This window comes from Streptomyces sp. NPDC059851 (genome assembly GCF_042732005.1).
GTDB lineage: Bacteria > Actinomycetota > Actinomycetes > Streptomycetales > Streptomycetaceae > Streptomyces.
Genome location: NZ_JBHWJJ010000011.1, coordinates 72,066 through 95,331, shown reverse-complemented (window position 1 = coordinate 95,331; position 23,266 = coordinate 72,066). Strand labels below are relative to the sequence as shown.

Sequence of the window (23,266 nt, the reverse complement as noted above, 5' to 3'; positions counted from 1 at the left end):
ACTTCGTACATTATTGCACTAAATATCCTCCGTACGGGAAGGGCCCATGGCCCGGATGCCCGGCGTACGGGCCCGTAGCGCAAGAACAGGAGACGGCGTCGGCCCGCACTCGATCCCCCGGTGGAGCGGCCAGCAGGGGCGTTGTGCCGCGGACCGGACCCTAGAAGGGCTCAGCAGCCCGCAGGAGGCTTTGCGGAAGGTAGGGGGATTCGACGCGTATGGCCCAGCCCCGGCGGCGGGCGTGGCAGGCCAGGGCGAGGACGTCGAGGTTGACGGAAGCATCGGGATCATCGGCGCGGTCGGCGACCTGGTAGTAGTCGCGGTGGGCTTCGAGCGCGTCGGCAAGGGCCAGGTTGAAGCTTTCCTCGTCGCCTTCCACGAGCTGCGACAGCAACACGGCCGGCGGCATGGCGAAGCCCCAGTCCTTGGCCCGTTCGGCCTGCTGCAGCGCCCGCTGCGCGGCCGGCTCGGGATCGGCGCCCTTCAGGTAGGCGTGGAGGGCCTCGCGGTACGCGGAGAAGGCCGAGCTGTCCGAGCGGGCGAAAGCGGGTCCGGTGAGCACGAGCGGGGCGAGGTCCTCGCGTACGCCGGTGATCAGGGCGAGGGCGGTGGCCCTCTGCCAGCTGCCGGCGCCGGCTTCCTCGTCCCGCTCGGCCGCGTAGCGCAGCGTGCGACCGCCGATGGTCACCTCGGCCTCGGTGCCAGGCTCCGCCAGGGCGATACGGAACAGGGCCGCCCCCATCTGGGAGGCCAGCCGAAGGGTCGCGAGCTGGGCGCCCGTGCTACCGCCGGGGTCTCCTGCGCGCCACTTGAAGAGGCGTTCCTGATCGCCCATCACGCTGGCCAGCCGCCAGACCTCGAGGGGTTGCCCGTCGGCGGGCGTGAGCGCCTCCCGGACGTTCTCCTCGTACATGGCCTCGGTCTGCGGGTGCACGGTCCGCTCGCAGGGCGGCCGCTCCACCACCAGTGGGCCGGCGGCGAACGCGGCGACCGCGTCCGGCCGCCGGTCACGGCCGAACCCCGCGACCCGCGGGCCTCGGGTCTCGAAGCCGGTGACCAGGGCGTGCGGGAGGTAGTCGGTGTGGACGGCAGGCGCCCACCCCAGGGTCCGGTACGCGAGCGCGGCAAGGGCGATGGGGACGAGCGGGAGAAGAGAACTCGGGGAGGCGGAGGGGCCGTGCAGGGCGGTCTCCCTGGCCAGGAGGTCGGCCAGCGCAGCGTCGAAGGCCTCCCGGTCCTCGGCGGCCAGGGCGCGCAGCGTGCGCAGCGCCGCGGTGCCCGGGTGGTCCGGGAGGGGCTCGCCGGTCGCCTCGGCGCGGGTGTGGATGCGGATCAGGGCCGCGTCGACGGCGGCGAGCTTGGCCCGTGCGCTCGGCGGGTACTCCTCGTCGTCGCCGGCGTCGTCCAGGACCACGGCCATCAGTCCCGTGGCGAGCTCGCCGACGGGCGTTCCCTTCGCCTGCTCGGCGAACTTCTGCCGGGCGAAGTGGAAGGCCTCGCCGTGCCACTTGGCCCTGTCCCTGACGACCGACAGGCAGAGCGCGTCGATCCAGTCCCCGGGCGTGACGCTCTCCTCGGGGGCGTCCTCGCCCGGGTCGTAGCTCATGCCGAAGTTCACGTACTCCAGGAAGACCTGGAAGGTGCAGTGCGGGTGGTAGGCGGCGTAGGCGACGGCGCCGGCCGCGGCTTCGGAGGCGTCCTTGAGGGCGGCCTTGGCCTCCGGGGTGTCGAGGTCGGGTGTCTCGACGGAGAGGGCGCCCAGGTAGTCGAGGAACTCCTCCGCGATCGATTGCCATTCATAGGTGGCCATCCGGCCGGCCCGCGACATGGACCGCACCTGCCCCCCGATGCGGTTCGTGAAGTCCTCGCGTGCCGCCGAAACGATCGGCTCGCCCACCTGGTGACGCTCTATCCGCACTGCCCTGCTCCTTGATCGACTCTCTGCTTCAGCCTAGGCACCGGATCTGACAGGCCAGCGGCTGCGACCGCCGTGCGGGGGAGGGCCGGGCCGTGTCGGAAGGATCGTGACAGGTGCGTCAGCGGCGCTGCGGTGGTGCGCGCCCGGCCCGAGTGACGTGGAAGGGCGGACGTGCGGGGCACCCGAACCACCTGCCGCGCCCTTTCCGCATGGCGCCCAATTGCGTCAAGGAAGGTCCGGAGCGTCGGGAACGGCGGTACGCTCCGGCTGCTCCCACGGCTCGCGCGGGGGCTGGGTGGGGAACCGTCGGGGGTGGACGAGTTGGCGCTGGATCATCGCTATGCCCTGAGCGTCGGGTGCAGGGTCAGCGTGGAGAACAGAGCGGGTGTGACCACGGTGAACTGGAGCGTGGCCACGCTCTCGTCACCGGAGATGCGCCGGCCGCAGAAGGGCGAGGAGTCGATCGCCTTCGAATGCCCGCGGTGCCAGAAGGTTTTCGTCGCCACCGTCGAGAGCGTGGCCAAGGCCCGGCGCAAGCGCCTGATCTACCTGACGATCGGGTGGCTGCTGCTGCTCTCGCTGCTCGTCACGCTCCCCATGGCCTTCCAGCTCGGGGGCCAGGTCCGGGAGGAGAACGACACCTCGCTGAACCCCATGGCCGTTCTCGTGCCCCTCGTCGCCGTGGGATTCATCGCCGGACTGACCTTCTTCGGTGTCGGCCGCCGCTACGAGGGCATCAAGAAGTACCGCCTGCTCCTGCCGAACGGAAAGCGGACGGTACTGGTCCAGGGGCACCGCTTCAACTGACCGGTCGCGGCCCGCGCCCCCAGCCCGAGTCTCGACGTCCACGCGCCGGCTGCGGCGGTGCGGCCGCAGGGCCCAGCTGCTGCCGGGCCTCCTTCCTTCTCGTAGCGTGAGCGGTGAGCTCGCCGCACACCACGATGAGAGCCTCTAGGAGCGGGCTACGACAGTCCACCCACCGGCCCCCTCGATCGGGCCCGCTCGCGAAGGACAAGGGTCGAGCTGCGATACCCGGCCGACGCAGGAGCACGGCCCCCCCAGCTCTCGGGTCGTCGGGGCGTTTCTGCGTCATTCCCACGCGCGGCTGCCTCTGGCGTCCTACGTGTCCGGGACCTCGGAGTGAGGGCGCCGGCCGCCTCCGGCTCCAGAGGGAGTGCCCCGCGAGTGCCAGAGCGGCAATGACCGCGGCTCCGCGAACCACGTGCCAAGTCCCTGCGACGACCGGGCCTTGGCCGTCCGCCTCCACAGCGAGCCGCATGGAGGTCTCGCAGAGCCTTGTGCTCGCCGGAGGAACGCGGCGATTCTGGGGCTGCGTGCAGCCACGTAGCCCCAGAACATCGACGCCGAGCGTGTCCGGTGCGTGGAGTCGACGGAACGGCCGAGATCCACTGGTACTCGCCCGGACGTCAGCCGGTTCCGCGCGTCGTGATCCGCGCACACTCCCGGACGACGGCCGCCAAAGACCCCTCGGAACGCAGCAGCTCCCGCTGGATGCGCGCCCCGTTGCCGCGCTCCACCAGCTCGGCGATCCCGGCCCGGACCAGGTCTATGTCACCGGCATCCGCCAGGGCCGGCCCGACGTGTCGGCACAGCGCGTCCAGCGCCGCCACCGGCGCGGTCGGCAGCATGGACACCGGGTTGAGCACGGGCCCGTCGAGGCCCGACCGGGCGGCCTGCCAATTGGCCATCCGCAACAGGCCGGTGCTGAACCGGGCTGGTGGTTCGCCCGCCCGCCAGGAGCGGACCGCTGTCTCGACGAGCCCGCGCACCAGGGCGGCCAGGAGGACGGGCGTCGTCGCGTGGAGGCAGACGTCCGCCACTCTGACCTCCACCGTGGGATAGGAGGCGGACAGCCGCGCGTCGAAGTAAATCATCGCCTTGTCACGCAGCACGCCCGACTCGACCATGGCTCCCACCTCGGCGTGATAGCGGTCGGCGGACCCGAAGACATCGGTGGGGCCCGCGGAGGGGAGCCGGTTCCACACCCGGCTGCGGTACGAGGCGTAAGCGGTGTCCTCGCCCTGCCAGAACGGCGAGTTCGCGCTCATCGCGGTGAGCACGGACAGCCAGGGGCGAATGCGGTCCAGGACCGCGATGCCCTCCTCGTCCGACTCCACGGACACGTGGACGTGACAGCCGCAGGTGAGCTGTTCCTGGGCGGTCAGGCCGAATTGCCGTGCCACCCACTCGTAGCGGCGTCCCGGCGACATCGAGGGTCGGACCGGGAGCGGTGACGTGGCCAAGGCGGCGACGACCGCCCCGGCAGTTGCCGCGTGCCGTGCCGCCTCCGAGCGGTGGCGGACGATCTCCTCCTGAAGCTCGCCCATCTCCGTCACCGGACGTGTGGCGAACTCGACCTGTTCCTCCTGGAGCTCCGACTCCAACGCATGGCCGTCGCCGCCCGGGTCGGTGGTGGGTCCTGCGGCGGACCGGTCTGCCGCGGCGAGCACCACGCTCGACACGGCCAGCGGCTCACCCGTGTCCGCGTCCGCCAGCAGCAGTTCCTCTTCCACGCCCACGGTTCGCATACATCCGTCCGTTCTGTCGGCCCGTCGCCCGGGACCGCTCGCCGTCTTCCGTCCTCATGCGTGGTCAGCCCCAGGGCACCGTTCGACCACGGCGGTTCTGGCTCCAGGACACCAGCCGGGGCGGCCCCGGCGACCGAGGCGCGTCCGACGGGACCGAGCGGTCAGAGGACGCGCATGACGAAGGCGTCACCAGCCCGGGGCACGGGAGGGCCGCGTGGGTGTCGGGAGCCGAGTCCATCGTCATGGTGCGCGCTTGCCCCCGAACGGAGATCTGACGCGTGCCCGTCGATGACGCCGCGGCCCGCCCGGTTGCCCGGGAACGCGTCGCGTCGCGGGAGACGGCCGGCTCCCCGGACGGTCGTGAGTTCAAGATCCGTTAGGGTGTTCGGCGTTCGCGGCGGGGGAAACCCGCCGCGCGGAGTCGCGCAGGACCCGGGGGAGCAGCGAGTGAGCACGGTCAGGCCGCAGGTCGGCAGTGATGGGGCGGGACCCTTCGGCGCGGTGAACGCGTTCTTCCACGCCTGCATGGGCGATCACGCACCCGGACTGGACGAGCGTCCGGACGACCGGCTCGTCGGCATGATGCAGATCGGGCGGACGCTCCTCGGCATGGTCGCCGCCGTGTGGCTCGTCGTGGCCTATCCACTGAGTTCGGGGCGGGAGGAGTTCGTCCTCGGCAAGCTCGTCGAACTCGGCATGGCCTGCGCCGTCCTGCTGGTCGGAAGCCTCGTCGGCATCGCCGCCTTCCTCATAGCGGGCACCCCCGAACGGCGCCGCGACTTCGCCAGGCGGCTGCTGGGGCCGCTGGTGTGCATGCTGGCGCTCGCCCTGGGGCCCGCCCTGATCTGGCTGTCCCTCACGACCGTCAAGGGCGACCTCGTCGGCGGGGAGGACCTGATGGGTTTCTACTCCGCGATCGTCGGCCGCGGCATCCTCTGCTCCCTGTTCAGCTTCATCACCCTCATCATCGGCTGGCTGCTCGCCCTCGTCGTGCTGATCGTCTCGATCCCGTACACGATCATCGCGGCCTACGTCTGCGTGGCCTCCTGCTTCCGCGCCTCGGACGTCCACCAGCTGCTCCCGGCGCTCCTCTCGCCGCTGCTGGTGTGGTCGCTCTTCGCCTTCCAGCTCTTCAACGGCCCGGACGTCGCCGCACCGCCGGAGGTGCTCTACACCTTCCTCCTCGGCGGCCCCCTGTCGGTGACCGCGCTCTCGGCCTGGGAGGTACGCCGCCTGCGCACCCGGTACGGGATCACCCTGCGCGGCGCGCTGGGCCGCTGACCCCACCGCCCCGAAGAGGGCCCGCTCGAACTCCAAATCCCACTCCAACTCCAACTCCAGCTGCCGCTGCGCCGCACGCCTGCACGGGGCAGCGACTCCTCCTCGGCGCGCGACGCGCAGCGGCTCTCGGAGTCCCGCCGTCCGCCTGGGCTCAGGGCGGCGAAAAATCGTCGGAAAGTTGGATCCATGACGCGGGGAATTCCATCTTGCAGGTGTCTGCGAGCGATCCTGTGCGTTCGCTCTACTGGCCGTTGCGAGGGGAGTCACCGGGTGCCCGGAGCATTCCGTTTCGAGATACTGGGCGCGGTGCGCGCGTACCGGGGGGACGTCGAGCTGCGCGTTGGACCACCGCAGCAGCAGGCGTTGTTGTCGCTCCTGCTGCTCCGTGCCAACCAGCCCGTCTCCATGGCACAGATCATCGGGGCGCTGTGGGGGGACGCGCCGCCCGCCCGGGCGGTGACCACCGTCCGTACCTACGTCTGGCGGCTGCGGAAGCTGCTGCAGCCGGAGGGCACCGCGCCGACCGTCCTGGAGCTGGCCGGCGACGGCTACCGGCTGACGGTGTCCGACGGGGCGCTGGACCTGTACCGTGCCGAGCAGCTGGCGGCCGCGGCCGCGCGCGCCACGGCCGGCGGCAGGACGGCGGAGGGCGCGCGGTTGCTCGCGCAGGCGTTGGACCTCTGGCAGGCGGAGCCGCTGGCCGGGGTGCCGGGGCCGTTCGCGGAGCGGCAGCGCGTCCGGCTGGACGAGCTGCGGCTGACCTTATGCGAGGAGCACTTCGAGCTCGCCCTGGCGCTGGGCCGGGACCGCTCGGCCATACCGGATCTGGTCGAATTGACCGAGGCGCATCCTCTGCGGGAGCGCCCCCACGGCCTGCTGATGCGCGCGCTCCACCAGGCGGGGCGTCAGGCCGATGCCCTCGCCGTGTTCGGCCGGGTGCGGGACTTGCTGATCGAGGAGCAGGGCATCGAGCCCGGTCCGGAACTGACCGAGGTGCACCGTCGTATCCTCACGGGGGATCCCGCGCCGGCCAGGTCCGGCCCGACGCGGCCGACGGCGTCACCACCGCCGGTGGGGCAGACGGACGCCGACGGCACCGAGGGCGCGGGCCGGCCGCAGCCCGAAGACACCGTGGACGGCTCGCGCAGGGTTTCGGCCGAAGGGGCGGCGTCCTCCAGCACGCCGCCGGTGCCCGCCCAGCTCCCTTATGACGCACCGGACTTCGTGGGCCGAAGCGATCAGGTGGACGTCTGGCACGCGTTGCTCTCCGAACCGGTGCGCCGGACGCCGGTCGTGCTGGCCGCCGCGGGGATGGGGGGCGTCGGCAAGACCTGCCTCGCCCTGTACGTCGCCCATCGGGCCCGTGCCCACTACCCCGACGGCCAGCTCCATGCCGACCTGCGGGGCAACGGACCCGATCCGGCGAAACCGGGCTTCGTCCTGGCCGGGTTCCTGGCGGCGCTGGGCGTCCCGGAGGACGAGGTGCCCGACGGCGTCGAGGACCGCGGCAGGCTCTTCCGGTCCCTGGTCGACGGGCGACGGCTGCTGATCGTCCTGGACAACGCCCGGGACGCGGCCCAGGTCCGCGAGCTGATCCCCGGATCTCCCAGCTGCGCCGTCGTCATCACCGGCAGATCGCCCATGTTCGACCTTCCGTTGACGTCCCAGCTCCTGCTGGAGCCGTTCCGCACCGACGAGGCGCTGCAGCTGGTCGCTGCGATCATCGGCCGGGAACGGCTCGCCGCGCAGCGGGAGGACGCCCTGAGGCTGGTCGAGGCCTGCGGTCACCTGCCGCTCGCGGTGCGGATCGTGGCTGCCCGGCTGTCGGCCCGGCCCTCCTGGACGGCGGCGACGTTGACCGCGCGCCTGGCGGACGAGCAGCGGCGCATCGCCGAACTGAAGATCGGCACGCTCGCCATCGACGCCGTCTTCGAACTGGGCTACCAACAGCTCACCGTCGCCCAGGCGCGGGCGTTCCGACTGGTCGCGCTGGCCGGCTCGGCAGACATCGGGGTGCCAGCCGCGGCGGCCGCGTTGGGCGTCGACGAGCCGACGGCGGAGGATCTGCTGGAGTCGCTGACCGATGCCGCGATGGTGGAGTCCACGAAGCCCGGCCGCTACGGCTACCACGAACTGGTGCGGGTCTTCGCCCGGCAGCGGGCGGAGTCGCACGACCCGGGGGAGGCGGCGGAAGCCCGAGACAGGCTGCTGGACTTCCTGCTGGCGACGGCCTCCAGCGCGTTCCCGCACGCGATCCCCGGAGACGCGGTGGCGAACGCGTTCGGACCGCTGAAATCGGCCGGTCTGGAGTTCCGCGACGTGCACGCCGCCCGTGCCTGGGTGGCGGCCGAGATCGACGGGCTGGTGGCGGCCGCGCTGAGCACCGTCACCCTGCGCCTGCCGGACACGGCCGGGGACCGGATCGGCAGTGCGGTCGACATGCTGCTCGCGGTCAGCCCGTTCACCCCCGCCGTCTGGTACGAACGGATGGCCCCCGTGGCACTGGCGCTGACCGAAGCCGCGGAACTGACCGGCTGCCGGAGGACCATAGGACGGGCACGGATGCTCTGCGGAGGCATCGCGCTGCGCGCGGACAGGATCGAGGACGCGGGGCGGCACGCCGGGCTGTCCGTCGAGGCGGCCCGTGCCGCGGGGGACGTCTACACGCTCCGCCAGGCCCTCAACGACCTCGGTCTGGTGGCGCAGTTCCTCCGTCGTTTCGAGGAGGCGGCGGTCTGCTACGACGAGGCGATCGCGCTGGCCCACACCTTGGGTCACCGCTCCGGCGCCGCGGCGACGACCGTCAACGCGGCGCTGGCCCGCGTGCGCAGCGGGCGGCCCGAGGAGGCGATCCCCGCCTGTGAGCGCGCGTTGTCGCTGATGCGCGAGCTGGATGACCACGTCGGCGCCGCCTATGCCCTCTACGTACTCGGCCTGGCCCTGCACGGACTGGGCCGCTTCGAGGAGGCGGTGGTCCGCTACGGCGAAGCCCTGACGGTGTGCCGGGCGGCCGGGCTGCGGGAGCGGGAGGCACAGGTGCTGTACCAGCTGGCGGAGGCCTTGCGACGTACCGGGCGGGTGCCGGAGGCGGCGGAGCACGCGGCCGCGGCGGTCCAGCGCTGCGAGGAGGCGTGCTCGGACCGGGATCGGGCGCATGCTTCGGTCGCCATGGGGCGGGCACTGGCCGACCTGGGCGAGACGCGCCGGGCCAGGGACCAGTTCGAGCAGGCCCGCGGTGTCTTCGCCCGCCTCGGGCTGCCGGACGCGGCCGACGTGGCGGAGCTACTGGCCGGACTGGACTGACCGCGGGCCCCGTCACACGGGGGACGGGGATCTCGGGCGGTAGGACGTGGGGCAGCCGCCCGGGGCGTGGGGTGTGCCCGCTCCGCCGGACGGCCGTCCGTCAGCTGTGGATCACATCTGCACGGCCGGCGGCTTGAAACCCGATCCGGTGTTGTTGACGTCGGCCACGACGGTGGTGTGCTCGTCCGCCTGCATGTGGGTGGGTGCGAGGCCGGCGGGGCCGAGTGCGATCGTGCCCAGGGCGGCCGCGGCGAGCAGCGTCAGACCGAGGGCCGCACGGGCGCGGGGCAGCTTGGACATGGGGGTCCTCCTTGACGTTCACCACCGGCGGTCTGCCGGTGGGCGGGTGGTTGAGGGGTGGGGAGTGCTGCCGACGGATCGCGTCAGCAGCACAGGGGGACGTCGCGCTCCAGCAGGGCGCTCTGGAACGCGGTGAGCGCGTCGTGGCGCTCCGCCGTCGACGCGAGGGTGAGTTGGGCGGGGCACAGCGCCAGCAGCAGGGCCAGGACCACCGCGCGGACGGTGCGGCGGGACAACGGGCCGGTGACGGCTCCGTAGGGGTCGGGGACACCGGTGGGGCGGCTGGAGGCGTGCGACATGCGGAGCGCTACTTTCGTCGGGGGGTGTGAACCGGGGAAGAGGTGGTCTTGAGGGGGCTGCCGCCTCGTCCCGGCCCTTTCTCCTCCGACGTTAGACGCCTGCGATCAACAGAGGATCAGCAGCAGATCTACGTCCGCGCCGAGCCGTGTTGATCAGCGGGCCCGGTGGCGGCGGATGCCCCTTCGGCGACCGGTTCGCCCGTGGCCGGGAGCAGGCTGCTCCGCTGGCCGAGGCAGCGCAGGCTCTGCCGGTAGGCCCACACGGCCCGGTCGGTGCGCCCGGAGCGCTCCAGCAGCTCGCCGAGGTCGTTCCACGCGGAAGCCGCCTGTCGGTCCGCCTCCGAGGCCTCCAGCAGGAGCGCGGCCCGCTCGCAGCCGGCCTCGGCCGCCGCCGCGTCGCCGAGCTGCAGTTGGGCGCCCGCCAGCACCAGGAGGGTCCGTGCGGTCTCCAGCCGGTGCCCGGAGCCCAACAGCTCCAGCGCCCGCCGGGCGTGCCGCTCGGCCTGGCGGGCGTCGGACTCCAGCAGGCAGGCGCGGGCGAGCGAGGTCTCGCAGTAGGCCATGTCGACGGTGCTGCCGTGCTCGGCCAGGGCCTCGGCGCTGCGGGTCAGCTGCGCCTTGGCCTCCGCGATGTCGCCGGTCTCCGACTGCATCAGCACCGAGGCGTACGCGTTGCGCAGCCGGGACAGGGCACGGGCGTCGTCGCCCTCGGAGTAGATGGCCAGGGCGCGTTCCAGCAGCAGCAGGGCGTCGGCGGATGCGCCGCTGCGGTGCGCCACCACTCCGGCGTTCCAGTACGCGGCGCCCAGGGCCTTGCGGTCGCTGATCCCCTCCGCCTCCTCGATGGCGGTCCGGGCCAGAGCGGCGGCGCGGTGCAGATCGCCCCGTTCGCAGTGCAGTCCGACGAGCGTGGCCAGCAGTTCCACGCCCAGCACGGTCGGGGTGAGCCGGAGCTTGCGAGCCTCCTCCAGAGTGCTGGTGGCCAGGTCGACCGCGTGCGCCAGATCGCCCATCTCGCGGTGGCAGCGGCACAGTGCCACCGCGACCGCGAGCCGCGGGACCAGGGACTGCCCGTACCCGGAGTGCTCCAGCAGCGCCTGGTAGCGCTCGGCGGCCTCCTCCAGCCGGCCGTCGTGTTCCAGAGCCTGGGCCACGCCGTACTCGGCGGAGAGCCGGATGGCGTCCTTCCCTCCCGCGGCGGCCGCGTCACGGACCGATGAGAAGGTGTCCAGGGCGGTCTTCGGGTCGCCGTTGCGCAGGCTGATCTCCGCGTAACGCAGCTCGACCTGCAGGGTGTCGGGCCGTTCGGTCGCCACCAGTTCCAGCAGGTGCTCGGGCGGGCAGCCGAGGCGGGCGGCGATCTGCTCCAGGACTTCCGGCGAAGGGGTCCGCTTGCCGGCTTCCAGCAACGAGATGTAGCTCGGGGAGAGCTCCTTGCCGGCCAGGTCCATCTGCGACAGGCCCGCCGCCCGGCGCAGCTGGCGGATCCGTGACCCCAGAGCCTGCGATTCCGCCATGACGGCTTTCCCCTTCATTGTGACTGACCACGGGACAGAGCGAGTGAATATACTCGGTCAAGCCCACGTCGGACCAGGTCGGACCGGGTTGTGTGTCAGTCGGCCGGCTCGGCGGGAGCCGGCTCTTCGGGGCGGGGGCGACCGCACGGCTCCGAGGTGGACCACTCGGTGCGGGTCCGGCCGGTCGCGCGGGCCGTTCACTCCTGCCGGTCGAACGGGCACGTCCACTCCGGCGGAACCGCGCGCCCGGAGTACTGCCGTGCTTCGGAGACCTCGCCGTGCTCGGCGAGCATGGGGTTCACATCACCCTGCAGTGCCTTTTCCTTGCTGCGTATCTTCGTCTGCATTCCTTGGTAGACGCCGGTGCGTTTCAGCTCGGCGAACTGCCGGTGGGAGTTGAAGACCAAGGTGGGATGGGCGAAGCGCCGTGAGATGCGCGATGCGCGGCGGTGCAGGCCTATGACGAAGAACGGGTGGCCGCCGAAGCTGAACCCGAACCGGGGGCTGCGTGGATCGTTCGAGATGTCGGAAGCCCACGGGTTCTCGACGCGGTCGGCCCGGTGGAGCGCGCCCAGCTGCTGCCAGAGCAGCTGCTCGAACGTCTCCTCGTCCGCCGGATCGGACCCCGTGAAGATGGCGGCGAAGGAATGGAAGCGTCCGGCGCTCGTCAGCCGGCCGGTGATGAACCGTCCGAGGTCCGTGCAGAGCCGGTGCAGGCCCTCACGGTCGCCCAGGGCCCCGTAGACACCGGTCTCCAGTTCACCGCGGTGAAGCGCCGCCCGTGCTCCCAGGCAGGTGAACGTGTCGGCGCGCAGCCAGGTGGTGAAGCGCTCGACCACGTCCTCGGCGCGCTCACGGCCCTGCGAGTCCTCTTCCCTCATCGCCCGCTCCACCCCCGTTCGGCGAGCGCCCGCAGCACCGTTTCCCGGCGGCGGCGCCGCTCCTGCCGCAGGGGGCCGTCGTCCGTGCGGACGAACTCCGCCCGCACGGTGAGCGAGAGGTGCCCGGCGGGCACCCGTCCGCCCTGCAACAGGTCCTTCACGGCGACCCGCCGGTTCTCGGTACCGCCGGCCTCGGCCACCACCTGCACGACCTCGCCGGCCGACACGGCCTCGGGCACCACGACGCTCACGTTGAACGCGGGCAGGGGGAGCGGATCCGGCAGCCGCACGGTCGCCGGGACCGGAGTCCGGCCGCCCAGCGCGTCGAGGTCCAGTTCGGCGCAGAACACCCGCTCCCCCGCAGCGTCGATCAGGGCCGAGGCCCCCTCGGACAGCAGTCCTGCCCGGCCCACCGTGGTGCCCCGTACACGGACGGCGAACGAGGCGCCGGCCGCGAACTCCGCATGGGGCCGGGGGGTCAGCTCCGGCGCTTCGTGGCCAGCCGCGCCGGCCAAGGTCCGCAAGAGGCCGTTCAGATCGGCGAAGCCCACGGTCCGCGGTCGGGGTTCCACCAGCGACGCGGGCGTGGCGGATCCACTCAGGACGACGGCGAACCGCCAGGACTCGTCGCCGTACGCGGCGGACAGCGGTACCTGGCCGAGTTCGAACAGGTGGGCCGCACCCGCTTGCCGCAGGGACCGGCCCGCAACGCCGAGCAGGCCCGGCAGCAGGGAGCCGCGCACCCGCATGTCGCGCAGCCCGGCCCGCCCGTGCACGGTGATGGGCTCCGCCCCCGGTGGCGTACCGACCGTGGTGAGCGGCTCCGAGGAGCGCAGCAGCACCGGTGAGACGACCTGCTGCAGTCCCCGCCGCAGCGCGGCGGCGGCGAGGCCGCCCCGCAGCAGGCGTGCCCGGTCCGGCCACGGGCCCGCCGAGGTGGGCGGCAGGCGGCGCGGCAGCGTCCCGTATCCCCGGACGCGGGCGGCCTCACCGGCCAGCGCGGGGACACGGTCCAGGTCCGGGCGCGCGGCGGGCACCGTGACCTGCAGCGCGGCGTTGCCTTCCCCGGGGGGCGCCACTGCCGTTCCGCCAGCGGCCAGAAGGGAGGTCAGCGTCTCCAGGTCGATGTCCGGGTCGACCAGTCGGCGCAGTGCGTCGGCGTCCGGGCGCAGAACGCGCGGGGCGGGTGCCGCCGCGCCGGCCCGGCCGGCCACCGTGACGGTGCCGCCCGCCCAGTCGGTGACGAGCCGGACCAGGCGGGCCACCGCGCGATCGCAGGACTGCGGGTCGTGCCCTCGTACGGCAGGGGCTTCGTCCGTGTCCGGCTCCGGGCCGGTCCCGGGCGCGGGGTGCGCCGCCGCCGGGTCGAGCCACCATGCCCACACCAGCGTCTCGCGGCCGTCGGCGGGAACGGCTGCCGGCGCCGTGTCCCGTCCGAGGACGGCCACGGTCCGTTCGCCCGCGGACAGCACCCAGGTACCGGGTGGCGGGGGCGGCGTGCGCGGGCCGTCGTGGGCGGCGGGTCCGGCGGGGCCGGCGGGGCCGGCGGCATGCAGCCGCAGCCCGGTGAGGTCGAGGGCCCGGGCGTCGGCGGAGCCGAGGGGCTGACCCGTTTCGAGCGCGACGTACGCCGCCAGGTCGGCCACCGTCCCGGTGAGCCGCACGCCCGCCGCGCGCAGCCAGTCCGCTGCCGCGTCGGGCAGGCGGACCACGTCCGGGATGCGGACGACGGCTGCGGCCACCCGGCCGGGGACGCGCCCGTCCGCCGTCAGGGCGAGGCCGTCCGGCAGGGCCGACAGCCGAAGCGGTGCGATCGGTGCGTCTCCGTTGCGGGCACGGACTTCGGCTGCCAGGCCGTGTACGGAGCCGAGATGGGCGAGCTCGGGCGGTGGTACGACCTCCACCGCGCGCTCGGCGTCCAGGCCGGCGCGTGCCCCGCTCTCGTGGAGACTCTCCAGCAGCGCCGTGCGGTCGACGGGGCCGCCGCACTCCCGCTCCAGCCAGGCGAGGGGGATCTTCACAGTCGGTCGGTTCCTTTCTCCGGCAGCCCCACCGGCAGGCAGGCGTGATCGAACTGCTCCAGCAGGCGCACGTCGTTGACCAGCAGTTCCCGGATGTCGGTCAGCCCGTGGGTGAGCCTGAGCAGGCGCTCGACGGAGCAGCCGAAGCTCAACCCCACGACCTCGTGCGGGTCGTAGCCTCCGGCGGTGAGCACTTGGTCGCGGAGCATGCCGCCGGCGCCGATCTCGACGTGCCCGCGGCCCTCGCACTCGTCGCAGCCGGGGCCGCAGCGGGGGCATGCCACGTCCACGGCGAATCCCGGCGAGGCGAAGGGGTAGTCGCCGCGGCGCACGCGCCACGGGTGTCCCTGCCCGAACAGGCCGGACACCAGGCGGTCGAAGAGTCCCATGAGGTCCGGCAGGCCCGCGTCGGGCTGGACCACGAGTCCGTCGATCTGGGTGAACTGGGAGCTGGAGTAGGGGGAGGAGAGTTCGTTGCGGAAGCAGGTGCCGACGAGCAGGGTCCGCAGCGGTGCGGGGGCGGCGGCCCGCATGGTCTGCGGGCCGCCGGAGGACGCGTGGGTGCGCAGGACCAGGTCCGGTGCGGGAAAGAAGCTCAGGCGGGTCCGGGTCGGGTGGTCCTGCGGGTAGCCGAGCACGTCGAAGTTGTCGTGGACGGACTCCAGCAGGGGCAGGTCGACGACGTCGAAGCCGAGCGGTACGAACAGGTCCCCGATGCGGTCCACGAGCGCCGCCACCGGGTGGGGGCGCCCGGTGCGCGGCCCGGCGGGCGGTAGCCCGGGATCGCAGCGGGCGTCGGCCACCTCCGGAGTCAGGACGGGGGGCGCCGGTTCGTCCGACACCGTCAGCCCGCCTTGCGGTAGACGCCGATGTGGTTCTCCGAGTACGTGTCGTAGGGGACGTTGCCCCAGTCGCCCCAGCGTTCGCTGAGTTCCAGTCCGGCGATCCTGGCCATGAGGTCGAGCTCCGAGGGCCACGTGTAGCGCAGGAAGGCCGGGTAGAGCTTGATGCCGTCTTCCCGGATCTCGATGTGGTTCTCCTTGATGTGCTGGGTGGCCCGGTCGAAGGTGTCGGCCTCGATGCGCACGTGGTCGAGCCCGACGTCGTACACGTGGGCCCGGCCGTTGAAGCGGAAGCGGGTCGGGTCGGGTACGAACGTCTCGACGACGAAGAGCCCGCCGGGCTCCAGGTGGGCGGCCACCGACTCGAAGCACTGGATCTGCTCTTCCTGGGTCTGCAGCGCGTACAGCGAGTTGAGCAGCAGGAAGATGAGGGAGTAGCGGCGCTCGGACGTGAAGTCGGCGATGTTGCCGATGGACACCTCGATGGACTCGCCGCCGGGCTTGGTGCGCATCACGTCGACGATCTCCGGGGACGCGTCGAGCCCGTCGAGGGGCACCCCGCGCTGCGCGAGCGGAAGGGCGACCCGGCCGGTGCCGATGGCGAGTTCGAGCGCTCGGCCGCCGCCGACGCGCTCGGCGAGGAACTCGACGGCGCCGTCGGGCTGCGGCCAGTCGATGTGGTCGTACACGTTCTTCCAGCGGGGGCCGTACGTCTCGGGCTTCCAGTCGGTCATGGTTCGGGCCTCTCTCGTGGTCGGTCGCGGTCGGTCGCGGTCGGTCGCGGTCGGTCGTGGGCAGGGGTGGGCGTGGGTGGGCTGGCGTGGTGAAGGGGGCGTCGGGTGATCAGGAGCCGAGGACGCTCAGCTCGTGGTGGGCGAGGAGCAGGCGGTCCTCGACCTCGTCGGCGTGCGGGCCGGTGGCCATGACGTAGCCGACCCGTCCGTACAGGTCGTCCGGAGGGGGTGTCACCGTCTCCCCGCGCGGGCGCAGCTCCCCGATCTCGTGGATCCAGGGCCGGGCGCGCAGCGAGGCGGCTTCGGCCAGGCCGTCGAAGCGTTGGCGGGACCGGGGGTAGAGGAAGCGGATGCCCGCCGAGCGGTCCTCGCTGGACGCGGTGCGCGGCGCGCGGCCCAGGGCGGCGGAGGTGAGCAGGGAACCGAGCCGCACGCCTCGGGCCAGTTCGACGATGCGGGCGGCGATGTCGCCGCCGGGTCGCGCGTTCAGCTCGATGATGCGTGGTCCTGCCGGGGTCATCTTGACTTCGACGTGGGCCACGGTGCGGTCGATGCCGGCGGCGAGGACGCTGCGGCAGGCGAGGTCGAAGCCCTCGGTCATCTCGGCCCGGCCCAGGGTGCCGTGTCCGGTGATGAAACCCGCCTCGACGGGATAGGGGTCGTACGCCCAGATCTTGCGCGCCCAGGAGACGGGGGTGGCCGTGCCGTCGTGCACGAGGCAGTCCACGTCGAACTCGAAGCCCTCCAGGAATTCCTCGACGAGGATTCCCTCGCTTTCGAGACCCATCTTGTCCGCGTGGAGGGCCGCGCGGAAAGCGGCGTCGAATTGGGATTCCTCGTCCACCCGGCGCACCCCGGCGCTGCCGGACAGGCCCCGCGGCTTGACGATCAGCGGGTAGCCGATGTCGCGGGCGGCCCGCCGTGCCGCGTCGAGGTCGTGTACGAGGAGGGATCGGGTCGGCGAGATGCCGGTGTCGTCGAGCAGGGTCCGCTGGCGGTGTTTGTCGCGTGCCAGCTCGGCCGCCGCCACCGGCACGCCGGGCAGCCCCAGGCTGCGGGCGAGTCGGGCCGCCGTGACGACCATGGTCTCCTCGTAGGTGACCACGGCTGCGACCCGTCGCCGGCCCACGAGGGCCTTCGCGGCCCGCAGCGCGTTCCCGTCAGTGGCGTCGGCTTCGGAGGCGTCGAAGACCCCGGCCGCCTGAACCCAGTGCCGCTGCCAGGTCACCGGTTCGGGATTGAGCAGTACCAGGTCGGCGTCCGCGGCCATCTGCGCCAGCAGGCGCTCGTGGCCGGCGCGGTAGCCGGACCCCACGACGAGCAGCGTTTCGCGGCTGCCCGCACGGTCGTGTGTCACGTGTCTTCCTCTCGGTCCGGTCCGGGTTCCGCAGTCTCCGAACGGGGCGGGCAAAAGAGAGTCAAATATTTATATGACTCGCTGTCAAGCTCAGTCAGTAATGAAGTCACTAATGTTTTCAGGGGTGTAAGTGCAGGGTCCTGACGGTCAGTTCCGGCGGCGTCCGCGACCCCTCGCCGTCCGGCGCGGCGACGGCGAGGGCCGCACGGTGGCCGGGTGGCAGGTCGAGGTCGAGGAAGGCCCACCCCCGGGTGGTCGGCGTCGGACCCCTCCCATCGGCGGCGACATCGGCGGCCAGGCCCACGCACGGGCCGGCCAGCCCGCCGGGCAGCCCCGTACCGATGCCCTTCAGGTACGCCTCCTTCCGCACCCAGCAGCTGAGGAAGCCCTCCTCCCGCCGTGCGGGCGGCAGTTCGGCGAGCGCCGCGCGTTCGGCCGGGTGCAGCCGCCGGACCATTCCGTCGAGCGGGCTGTCCGGGTGGCGGAAGGCCCGTGACTCGACGTCGATGCCGACGGGCGCCGTGGCGAGGGCCACGACGGCCAGGCCGCCCGCGCGGGACAGGGAGAACTCGACGGCAGGCTCCGCGGCGGACAGCCTGGGCCGTCCGTGCGGCTGCACGCAGTGCGGCAGACCGCAGACCTCACGGGCCAGTCGCACCTCGCGGGGCGCGATGCCGAGGCACCCGCCGAGTACGGTCCGCAGCGCGAGGTGCGAGGCGACGTAGTGGCGCCGCCCCAGGGCGTCGTGGAACGCGGCCGCCCGGGCCCGCTCCCGCCGGTCGAGCACGCGTTCCGGACGCCCGTCGGGAACGCAGTCCAGGGGGACGATCCAGACGGCGGCCTCACCCGGTCCCGGCAGGTCACGGCGCACGGGCCGCCCTGCCGGCGCCGACGGTGCCGACGGTGCACACCGGCGTGACTCGGGGCACACGATGGACTCCTTCACGGGGATGTCTCCTACGGGGGTGCCTCCTCGCCCAGGCGGGAGGCCGCCAGGCGGCGGGCGGTGCGGCCCCGGAACGAGAGCAGGGCGTACAGTGCGAGGCCGTAGCCGCCGAGTTGCAGGGCGAGGTAGCTCCACACCCCGCCGCCGTCCACCACGGGCAGCAGCACCAGCGGCGCGACGAACGCGCCGAGGCCGTGGGCGAGGGAGGTGGCCGCGGCGTAGCCCTCCAGCCGCGCCGCCGGGGCGGTCAGCGTGACGAGCGGCTGGACGCTGGGCGCGATCAGGCATTCGCCGACGGCGAAGACCAGCCCGAACAACGCACCGAACAGCAGGCGCACGCCGGTCCCGGGCACCAGCACGGCGGCCGTCAGGGCCGCCATGGCGACCACCCAGACCAGGATGGCCGCCGTCAGCGCGGCGACGTAACCGATCCGTTCGACGACCCGCAGGGCGAGGCCCTGGAAGACGATGACGCCGACGGTGTTGCAGGCGACGACGACGCTGATGGCGGACACGGACAGGTGCGCGTTGCGCAGGATCGCGGGAACCACGGCGTCCACCTGGGCGAGGCCGAAGACGACCAGGGCGGTTTGTAGGAGCAGGAGCCGCAGGAACAGCGTGTCCCGCAGCGCAGCGCCCCGTTCCCCCGCGTCCGCACGTGGTCCGGCGGGACCTGCGCCGTCCGTGCCGGGCCCGGCGCGCCGTCGCTCCGCCCGCCGCAGACGGACGAGCGTCGCCCCGTACAGCAGGTAGCTGGCCGCATTGGCCACCAGGCACAGGGTGTACCCGCCCTCCCCGAGGTGTTCGACGGCCTGCCCGCCGAGCAGCGCGCCGACGGCCACGGTCAGGGCGGAGATGCGGTGCTGACCCGACAGGACGCGGCTGAGTTCCAAGGGGCCGAAGACCTTGGTGAGCAGCGGTGTCTGGACCGCGTAGTAGGCGCCCGTGCCCGCCCCGGAGAGGCAGGCGGCGGGCACGGTGGCGGCCATCGAGTCCGCCACCGCCAGTAGGACCGCACCCGCGCCCTGGAGGACGGTGGCCCCGATCGCGGACAGGCCGGAACCGTGGACCCTGCCGATCCTGCCCGCGAGCGGATTCACGACGAGTCCGGCCATCGCGAACAGCGCGAAGTACAGCGAGACGCCGGAGGTGGGCAGACCGAGCGTCTCCCGCAGGTAGGCCACGGTGAGCGGCAGCACGAGACCGGTGCCGAACGTGGTGGCGCCCCAGCCGGCCAGGAACCCCTTGTAGAGGGGCAGCGGCTCCCTGCGTGCCGCTGCCTTCACCGGTCCGCCCCGCCGCGGGCGGACGCGGCTCCGGTGTGGCACGGCGGTTCACCCGGGGACGCCCTGCAGCGGATGCCGGGGGGACGGTGGTGTTCAGAGGTATCCATAGCTGAGCCAGCCTCCGTCGACGACCAGGGTCTGGCCGTTGATGTAGTCGGCCTCCGGGGAGGCCAGGAAGAGGACGGGGCCGACGACGTCCTGCGGTCTGCCGCGCCGGCGGGCGGGAATGCGCCCGACGATGGCGTCCTCGGCGAGCGCGGCCGGGTGCGGCGTCTCGATGCGGATCATGCCGGGGGCCACCGCGTTGACGTTGACGCCGCGTGCGGCCCACTCGACGCCGAGGCTGCGGGTCAGCTGCAGGACACCGCCCTTGCTCGCCGCGTACAGCGCCCGCTCGGGGAACGCGGTGTACGACAGCAGCGAGCAGAAGTTGACGACCTTGCCGTGGCCCTGCTGCAGCAGCTGCCTGCCGAAGACCTTGCAGGTGAGGAAGGTGCCGATGACGTTCGTGTCCAGCAGCCCGCGGGCGTCGTCCACGGAGAACTCGGTGGTGGGGCCCAGATCGAACAGCCCGGCGGCATTGACGAGGACGTCCACGCCGCCGAACGTCGCCGTAACCTGCTCGGCGCACCACTGCACCCGCTCCTCGTCCCCGACGTCGGCGGGCAGCGCGAGGCCCTCGGCTCCGAGGGCCTCGATCTCGGCGGCCACCGACTGCACCTGGTCGGCGGTACGGGCCATCACGGCGACCTGAGCGCCGCGCTCGGCGAAACCGAGCGCGACGGCGCGTCCGATGCCCCGCCCGCCCCCCGTGACCACGACCCGCATCAGCGGGCCCGGAATTCGCCGAACCAGTGCAGCTGGTCGGGCTTGGTCCGGGTGGGGACGTTGCGGTACACGTACAGCCCCACGCACGCGAACCGGTCGGACCGGAAGGTGGCGAGTATCTCCTCGCTGGTGATGCGGCGCGGTCCGGTGCCCTCGACCATGTGGTCGGAGAACGAGTTGAGGAGGAACAACCCTCCCGGCTTCAGCAGGCGGTGCACCTCGTCGGCGTACCGCTCACGCGCCTCGTCGCGCATGTTGTGGAAGACGAACGAGTCGGTCACGACGTCCGCCGAGCTGTCGGGGAGCGGCACGTCGAGCACGTCACCCTGGATGAACTCCGCCGACGCACCGGCGAGCTCGGCCCACCGGCGGGCGCGGGCGACCGCATCGGGCGACAGGTCGACACCGGTCACGTCGAGCCCCTGCACCGAGAGGAAGACCGCGTCGACGCCCGGGCCGCTGCCCAGGTCGACGAGACGCTGCCCGGGCTTGAGGGTGCCGTCGACGACGCGCTTGATGAGTTCGAGCCCCGGGGAGGCGTTGAACCAGGACAGCTTGGCGAGCGGCTCCTCGGCGTACACCGAGGAGAAGGTGTCGGTCCAGCTCTGGGTGAAGGCGGTCATGCGGTCAGCTCCTGTGTCGTGCCGCGCGGGGCGGCGGGGACGTCGTCGGTGACGAGGCGCACGTAGCCGGGCACGGCCGGGCGACGCTCGTCGGAGAGGGAGAGGACGACCAGGTCGTCCGTGCGGGACTCGACGGTGAATCCCGCGAACCGGTAGGTGACGAGCATCTGCCGGTTGCGCGCGGTGGGGCGGAAGAGGGCGACGGTGCCGGCACCGTGCGCGTCGGCCAGCCGGGTGACGGCGGCGATCAAGGCGGTGCCGACGTTGCGGCCCATGACCCGGCACGACATCAGCAGCAGGCGGATCGTCCACCGGGGGGCGGCGCCGGCAGGCGGGTCCCCGGCCGCGTCCGGCCGGCCGGTGCCGACGACGGCGAGACCGATGGTGCCGTACGTGCCGAAGCGGTCGTCGAGTTCGGCGACGAGCACGCGGTGGCCCGGATCCCGGACCAGCGACGCAAGCTCGTCCTGGTCGAAGGTGATGCCGGTGGTGTTGAGCTGGTGGGTGCGCTGGGTCAGTTCGGCGGCGCGGGCGAGGTCTGCGGTGCTCGCCGCACGGACGCGCAGGGTCATGCCGAGGGAATGCAGGAACTCCTCCGCCGGCCCGTCGAACGCCACCTCGTGGTTGCGGCGCCTGCCCTCCGCCAGGTACATCGCCCGGCGGTGCCGCGCGTCGTCGGTGACCTGTGCGGGCAACACCCCGCCGTCGGCCACCAGGGCGTGCAGCTCCTGCCTGGTCATGCACCGCACCTGGGGCAGCGCCCCGGCCACTTCGGCCCGTTCGAATTCCGAGTCGTCCACGAACAGCACGCTGTCGGGGGAGATGTTCAGTTCCCGCGTCACGGCGCGCAGCGAGGCGGACTTGGCCGACCAGCCGACCTGCGGGTACAGGAAGTACTCGTCGAGCCCGAAGGCGCGCAGCCGCTCCGTGACGGCGTCGGGGTCGTTGCGGCTCGCGACGGACTGGAGGATGCCGTGCTCGTCGAGGGTCCGGATCAGTTCCCGGTTGGCATCGGGGACACTGACGTCGTCGCCTTCGAGGAGCGTGCCGTCCCACAGGGTGTCGTCCAGGTCCCAGACCACGCACTTGACCTGCGGGTCCGCTGGGTCGTGCAGCTCAGTGCCCTGCACGGTCGCCGTCCTCTCCGTGGCGCGTCGCCGTCCGGGCGGGCGCGCGGTCCGTGGTGATGCGCCGGCCGCGCAGCAGGTCGGCGGCGATGATGTCCTGGAGCACTTCGGTAGGCCCCTCGATGACCTCGTGGACGCGCGCGGCGGCGTGCAGACGGGCCAGCGGGTGGTCCTCGGTCTGTCCGGCGGCGCCGAGGAGCCGGGACGCGGTGGCGGTGGCGGTGCTCGCCGCACGGCTGGCCAGCAGCTTGGCCCGGGCGACGGTCACCGCGGCGGACGGCGCCCGGTCCTCGACCTCGTCGGCGGTCTGCCGTACGTAGCGGGCGGCGGCGTCGGTGGCGAGCGCGGCATCGGCGAGGAGGCCCCTGACGAGTTGCCGGTCGCCGAGGGTGGCACCGCCCTGGGCACGGGTGGCGGCGTGGTCGGCGGCGAGGCGGAGGGCTGCCTCCGCGACGCCCACGGCGCCGGCGGCGACGTACAGCCTGCCCAGTGTCAGGCAGGACGTCACCACGAACGGGATGCCGAAGCCGGGGCGGGCGACCGCGCGGGCGGCCGGTGCCGTGGCGCCGTCGAACGTGACGCGGGCGAGCCGTGCGGCGCGCAGCCCCGTCGTGACGGGTTCCACGCCGACGTGTACGCCCGCCCCGGCATCCACCAGTGCGCAGCTGCCGCGCCCGGCCGTGCTGCCGAAGACGAGGTACGCGTCGGCGATCTGGCCGAACGACAGCCAGCGTTTGGTGCCGGTGATCCGGAGCGTGTCACCGTCCCTTTCGATGGTGGTGGTCAGCGCGCCGATGTCGGCGCCGGCCTCCTGCTCGGTGAGCGCGAAAGCGGCGAGGATCCGGCCGGTCGCCAGGTCGGGCAGCAGCGCGTCGCGCAGCTCGGGGGACGCCCAGCGGCCCACCGCGTGGCAGACCATGGCGTGGACGACGAGCAGGCTGTGCAGGCTGGGTGAGGTGGCGGCCACCAGGCGGTGCACGTCGGTGACGGCGGCCAGGGGCGTGCCGCTGCCCAGGTGGGCGGGGTCCACGGTCAAGCCGAGCAGGCCGAGGCCGGCCAGTTCGTCGATGGCCTTGCGCGGTACGGCTCCCGCGCGTTCCCAGGCCGTGGCCCGGGCGACGAACGCGTCGTCGCGCAGTGCCTCCAGGAGTGCTTCGGGCGCGGAACGGGTCACGATGCCGCCAGCTTGCGGTTGACGAGCCCGGCGAGGCCCCGGATCGAGTCGAAGTGGACGAGTTCGAGGTCCTCGTCGGCGATCTCGATGGAGAAGGTGCGCTCGACGAAGTCGACCATCTGGACGGCGGCCACGGAGTCGAGGACGCCGTCGGAGATGAGCGGCCTGTCGTCCCGGATGCCGGGGCGTCCGCTGAGGCGGGTGATGAACTGCCTCACGGTGGTGGTCACTTCCTCGGGCGTGTGGGGTTGGTGGGCGGCGGTCAGCGGGGAAGCCATGG

General features: G+C 72.8%; 20 protein-coding genes. 3 read left to right on the top strand and 17 right to left on the bottom strand.

Translation table 11 applies throughout. The annotated features are described in order from the left end of the window. Positions 1–160: 160 nt before the first annotated feature. A complete protein-coding gene (locus ACFV7Q_RS05925) occupies positions 161–1,897 on the bottom strand; it encodes an immunity 49 family protein (RefSeq protein ID WP_385424054.1) in 1,737 nt (578 codons plus the stop codon). A 408-nt stretch (positions 1,898–2,305) separates the two neighbouring features. On the opposite strand from ACFV7Q_RS05925, the gene ACFV7Q_RS05920 reads away from it, so the two are divergent. Next, the gene (locus ACFV7Q_RS05920) at positions 2,306–2,725 is read left to right on the top strand and encodes a hypothetical protein (protein WP_385424013.1); all 420 of its coding nucleotides are present in this window, start codon (positions 2,306–2,308) and stop codon (positions 2,723–2,725) included. Between the two features lie 620 nt (positions 2,726–3,345). Here ACFV7Q_RS05920 and ACFV7Q_RS05915 read toward each other — a convergent pair. After that, complete coding sequence (locus ACFV7Q_RS05915; protein WP_385424010.1) at positions 3,346–4,467, bottom strand: glutamate--cysteine ligase; 1,122 nt, start codon at positions 4,465–4,467, stop codon at positions 3,346–3,348. A gap of 447 nt (positions 4,468–4,914) precedes the next feature. On the opposite strand from ACFV7Q_RS05915, the gene ACFV7Q_RS05910 reads away from it, so the two are divergent. Together ACFV7Q_RS05910 and ACFV7Q_RS05905 are read left to right on the top strand one after the other, a co-directional pair. Continuing rightward, complete coding sequence (locus ACFV7Q_RS05910; RefSeq protein WP_385424007.1) at positions 4,915–5,748, top strand: hypothetical protein; 834 nt, start codon at positions 4,915–4,917, stop codon at positions 5,746–5,748. A gap of 270 nt (positions 5,749–6,018) precedes the next feature. Further along, complete coding sequence (locus tag ACFV7Q_RS05905; RefSeq protein ID WP_385424004.1) at positions 6,019–9,051, top strand: BTAD domain-containing putative transcriptional regulator; 3,033 nt, start codon at positions 6,019–6,021, stop codon at positions 9,049–9,051. Between the two features lie 111 nt (positions 9,052–9,162). Here the strand turns inward: ACFV7Q_RS05905 and ACFV7Q_RS05900 are convergent, their stop codons facing one another. The 15 genes from ACFV7Q_RS05900 to ACFV7Q_RS05830 all read right to left on the bottom strand — a co-directional run bounded on the left by ACFV7Q_RS05900 (position 9,163) and on the right by ACFV7Q_RS05830 (position 23,264). Then, entirely contained in the window at positions 9,163–9,351 is a 189-nt protein-coding gene (locus ACFV7Q_RS05900; protein ID WP_385424002.1) for a hypothetical protein, read from the bottom strand. An 83-nt stretch (positions 9,352–9,434) separates the two neighbouring features. After that, a complete protein-coding gene (locus ACFV7Q_RS05895; RefSeq protein WP_385424001.1) occupies positions 9,435–9,650 on the bottom strand; it encodes a hypothetical protein in 216 nt (71 codons plus the stop codon). 128 nt (positions 9,651–9,778) lie between these two features. After that, positions 9,779–11,167, bottom strand: a complete 1,389-nt coding sequence (locus ACFV7Q_RS05890) for a helix-turn-helix domain-containing protein (protein ID WP_385423999.1) — start codon at positions 11,165–11,167, stop codon at positions 9,779–9,781. 197 nt (positions 11,168–11,364) lie between these two features. Then, entirely contained in the window at positions 11,365–12,048 is a 684-nt protein-coding gene (gntA, locus tag ACFV7Q_RS05885) for a guanitoxin biosynthesis heme-dependent pre-guanitoxin N-hydroxylase GntA (protein WP_385423997.1), read from the bottom strand. Next, positions 12,045–14,069, bottom strand: a complete 2,025-nt coding sequence (locus ACFV7Q_RS05880; protein WP_385423995.1) for a hypothetical protein — start codon at positions 14,067–14,069, stop codon at positions 12,045–12,047. The genes gntA and ACFV7Q_RS05880 overlap by 4 nt, the downstream gene beginning before the upstream one ends. After that, positions 14,066–14,911: a hypothetical protein gene (locus tag ACFV7Q_RS05875; RefSeq protein WP_385423993.1), complete on the bottom strand. Its 846-nt coding sequence runs from the start codon at positions 14,909–14,911 to the stop codon at positions 14,066–14,068. Before ACFV7Q_RS05875 ends, ACFV7Q_RS05880 begins: the two co-directional genes overlap by 4 nt. Positions 14,912–14,913: 2 nt before the next feature. Further along, positions 14,914–15,645, bottom strand: coding sequence for a class I SAM-dependent DNA methyltransferase (locus ACFV7Q_RS05870; protein ID WP_385423991.1), 732 nt, complete (start codon positions 15,643–15,645; stop codon positions 14,914–14,916). Positions 15,646–15,754: 109 nt separating this feature from the next. Further along, a complete protein-coding gene (locus ACFV7Q_RS05865; protein WP_385423989.1) occupies positions 15,755–17,002 on the bottom strand; it encodes an ATP-grasp domain-containing protein in 1,248 nt (415 codons plus the stop codon). 118 nt (positions 17,003–17,120) lie between these two features. Further along, a complete protein-coding gene (locus ACFV7Q_RS05860) occupies positions 17,121–17,873 on the bottom strand; it encodes a 4'-phosphopantetheinyl transferase family protein (RefSeq protein ID WP_385423987.1) in 753 nt (250 codons plus the stop codon). Between the two features lie 86 nt (positions 17,874–17,959). After that, on the bottom strand, positions 17,960–19,234 hold the full coding sequence (locus tag ACFV7Q_RS05855) for an MFS transporter (protein WP_385423985.1): 1,275 nt from the start codon (positions 19,232–19,234) through the stop codon (positions 17,960–17,962). 93 nt (positions 19,235–19,327) lie between these two features. Then, positions 19,328–20,062, bottom strand: a complete 735-nt coding sequence (locus tag ACFV7Q_RS05850) for an SDR family NAD(P)-dependent oxidoreductase (RefSeq protein ID WP_385423983.1) — start codon at positions 20,060–20,062, stop codon at positions 19,328–19,330. Continuing rightward, positions 20,062–20,685 carry a class I SAM-dependent methyltransferase gene (locus tag ACFV7Q_RS05845; RefSeq protein ID WP_385423981.1) on the bottom strand — a complete coding sequence of 208 codons (624 nt, stop codon included), beginning with the start codon at positions 20,683–20,685 and terminating at the stop codon, positions 20,062–20,064. Before ACFV7Q_RS05845 ends, ACFV7Q_RS05850 begins: the two co-directional genes overlap by 1 nt. Continuing rightward, on the bottom strand, positions 20,682–21,815 hold the full coding sequence (locus tag ACFV7Q_RS05840; protein ID WP_385423979.1) for an HAD-IIIC family phosphatase: 1,134 nt from the start codon (positions 21,813–21,815) through the stop codon (positions 20,682–20,684). The genes ACFV7Q_RS05845 and ACFV7Q_RS05840 overlap by 4 nt, the downstream gene beginning before the upstream one ends. Beyond that, positions 21,802–22,986, bottom strand: coding sequence for an acyl-CoA dehydrogenase family protein (locus ACFV7Q_RS05835; protein WP_385423977.1), 1,185 nt, complete (start codon positions 22,984–22,986; stop codon positions 21,802–21,804). Before ACFV7Q_RS05835 ends, ACFV7Q_RS05840 begins: the two co-directional genes overlap by 14 nt. Continuing rightward, positions 22,983–23,264, bottom strand: a complete 282-nt coding sequence (locus ACFV7Q_RS05830; protein ID WP_385423975.1) for an acyl carrier protein — start codon at positions 23,262–23,264, stop codon at positions 22,983–22,985. Before ACFV7Q_RS05830 ends, ACFV7Q_RS05835 begins: the two co-directional genes overlap by 4 nt. Positions 23,265–23,266 lie beyond the last annotated feature (2 nt).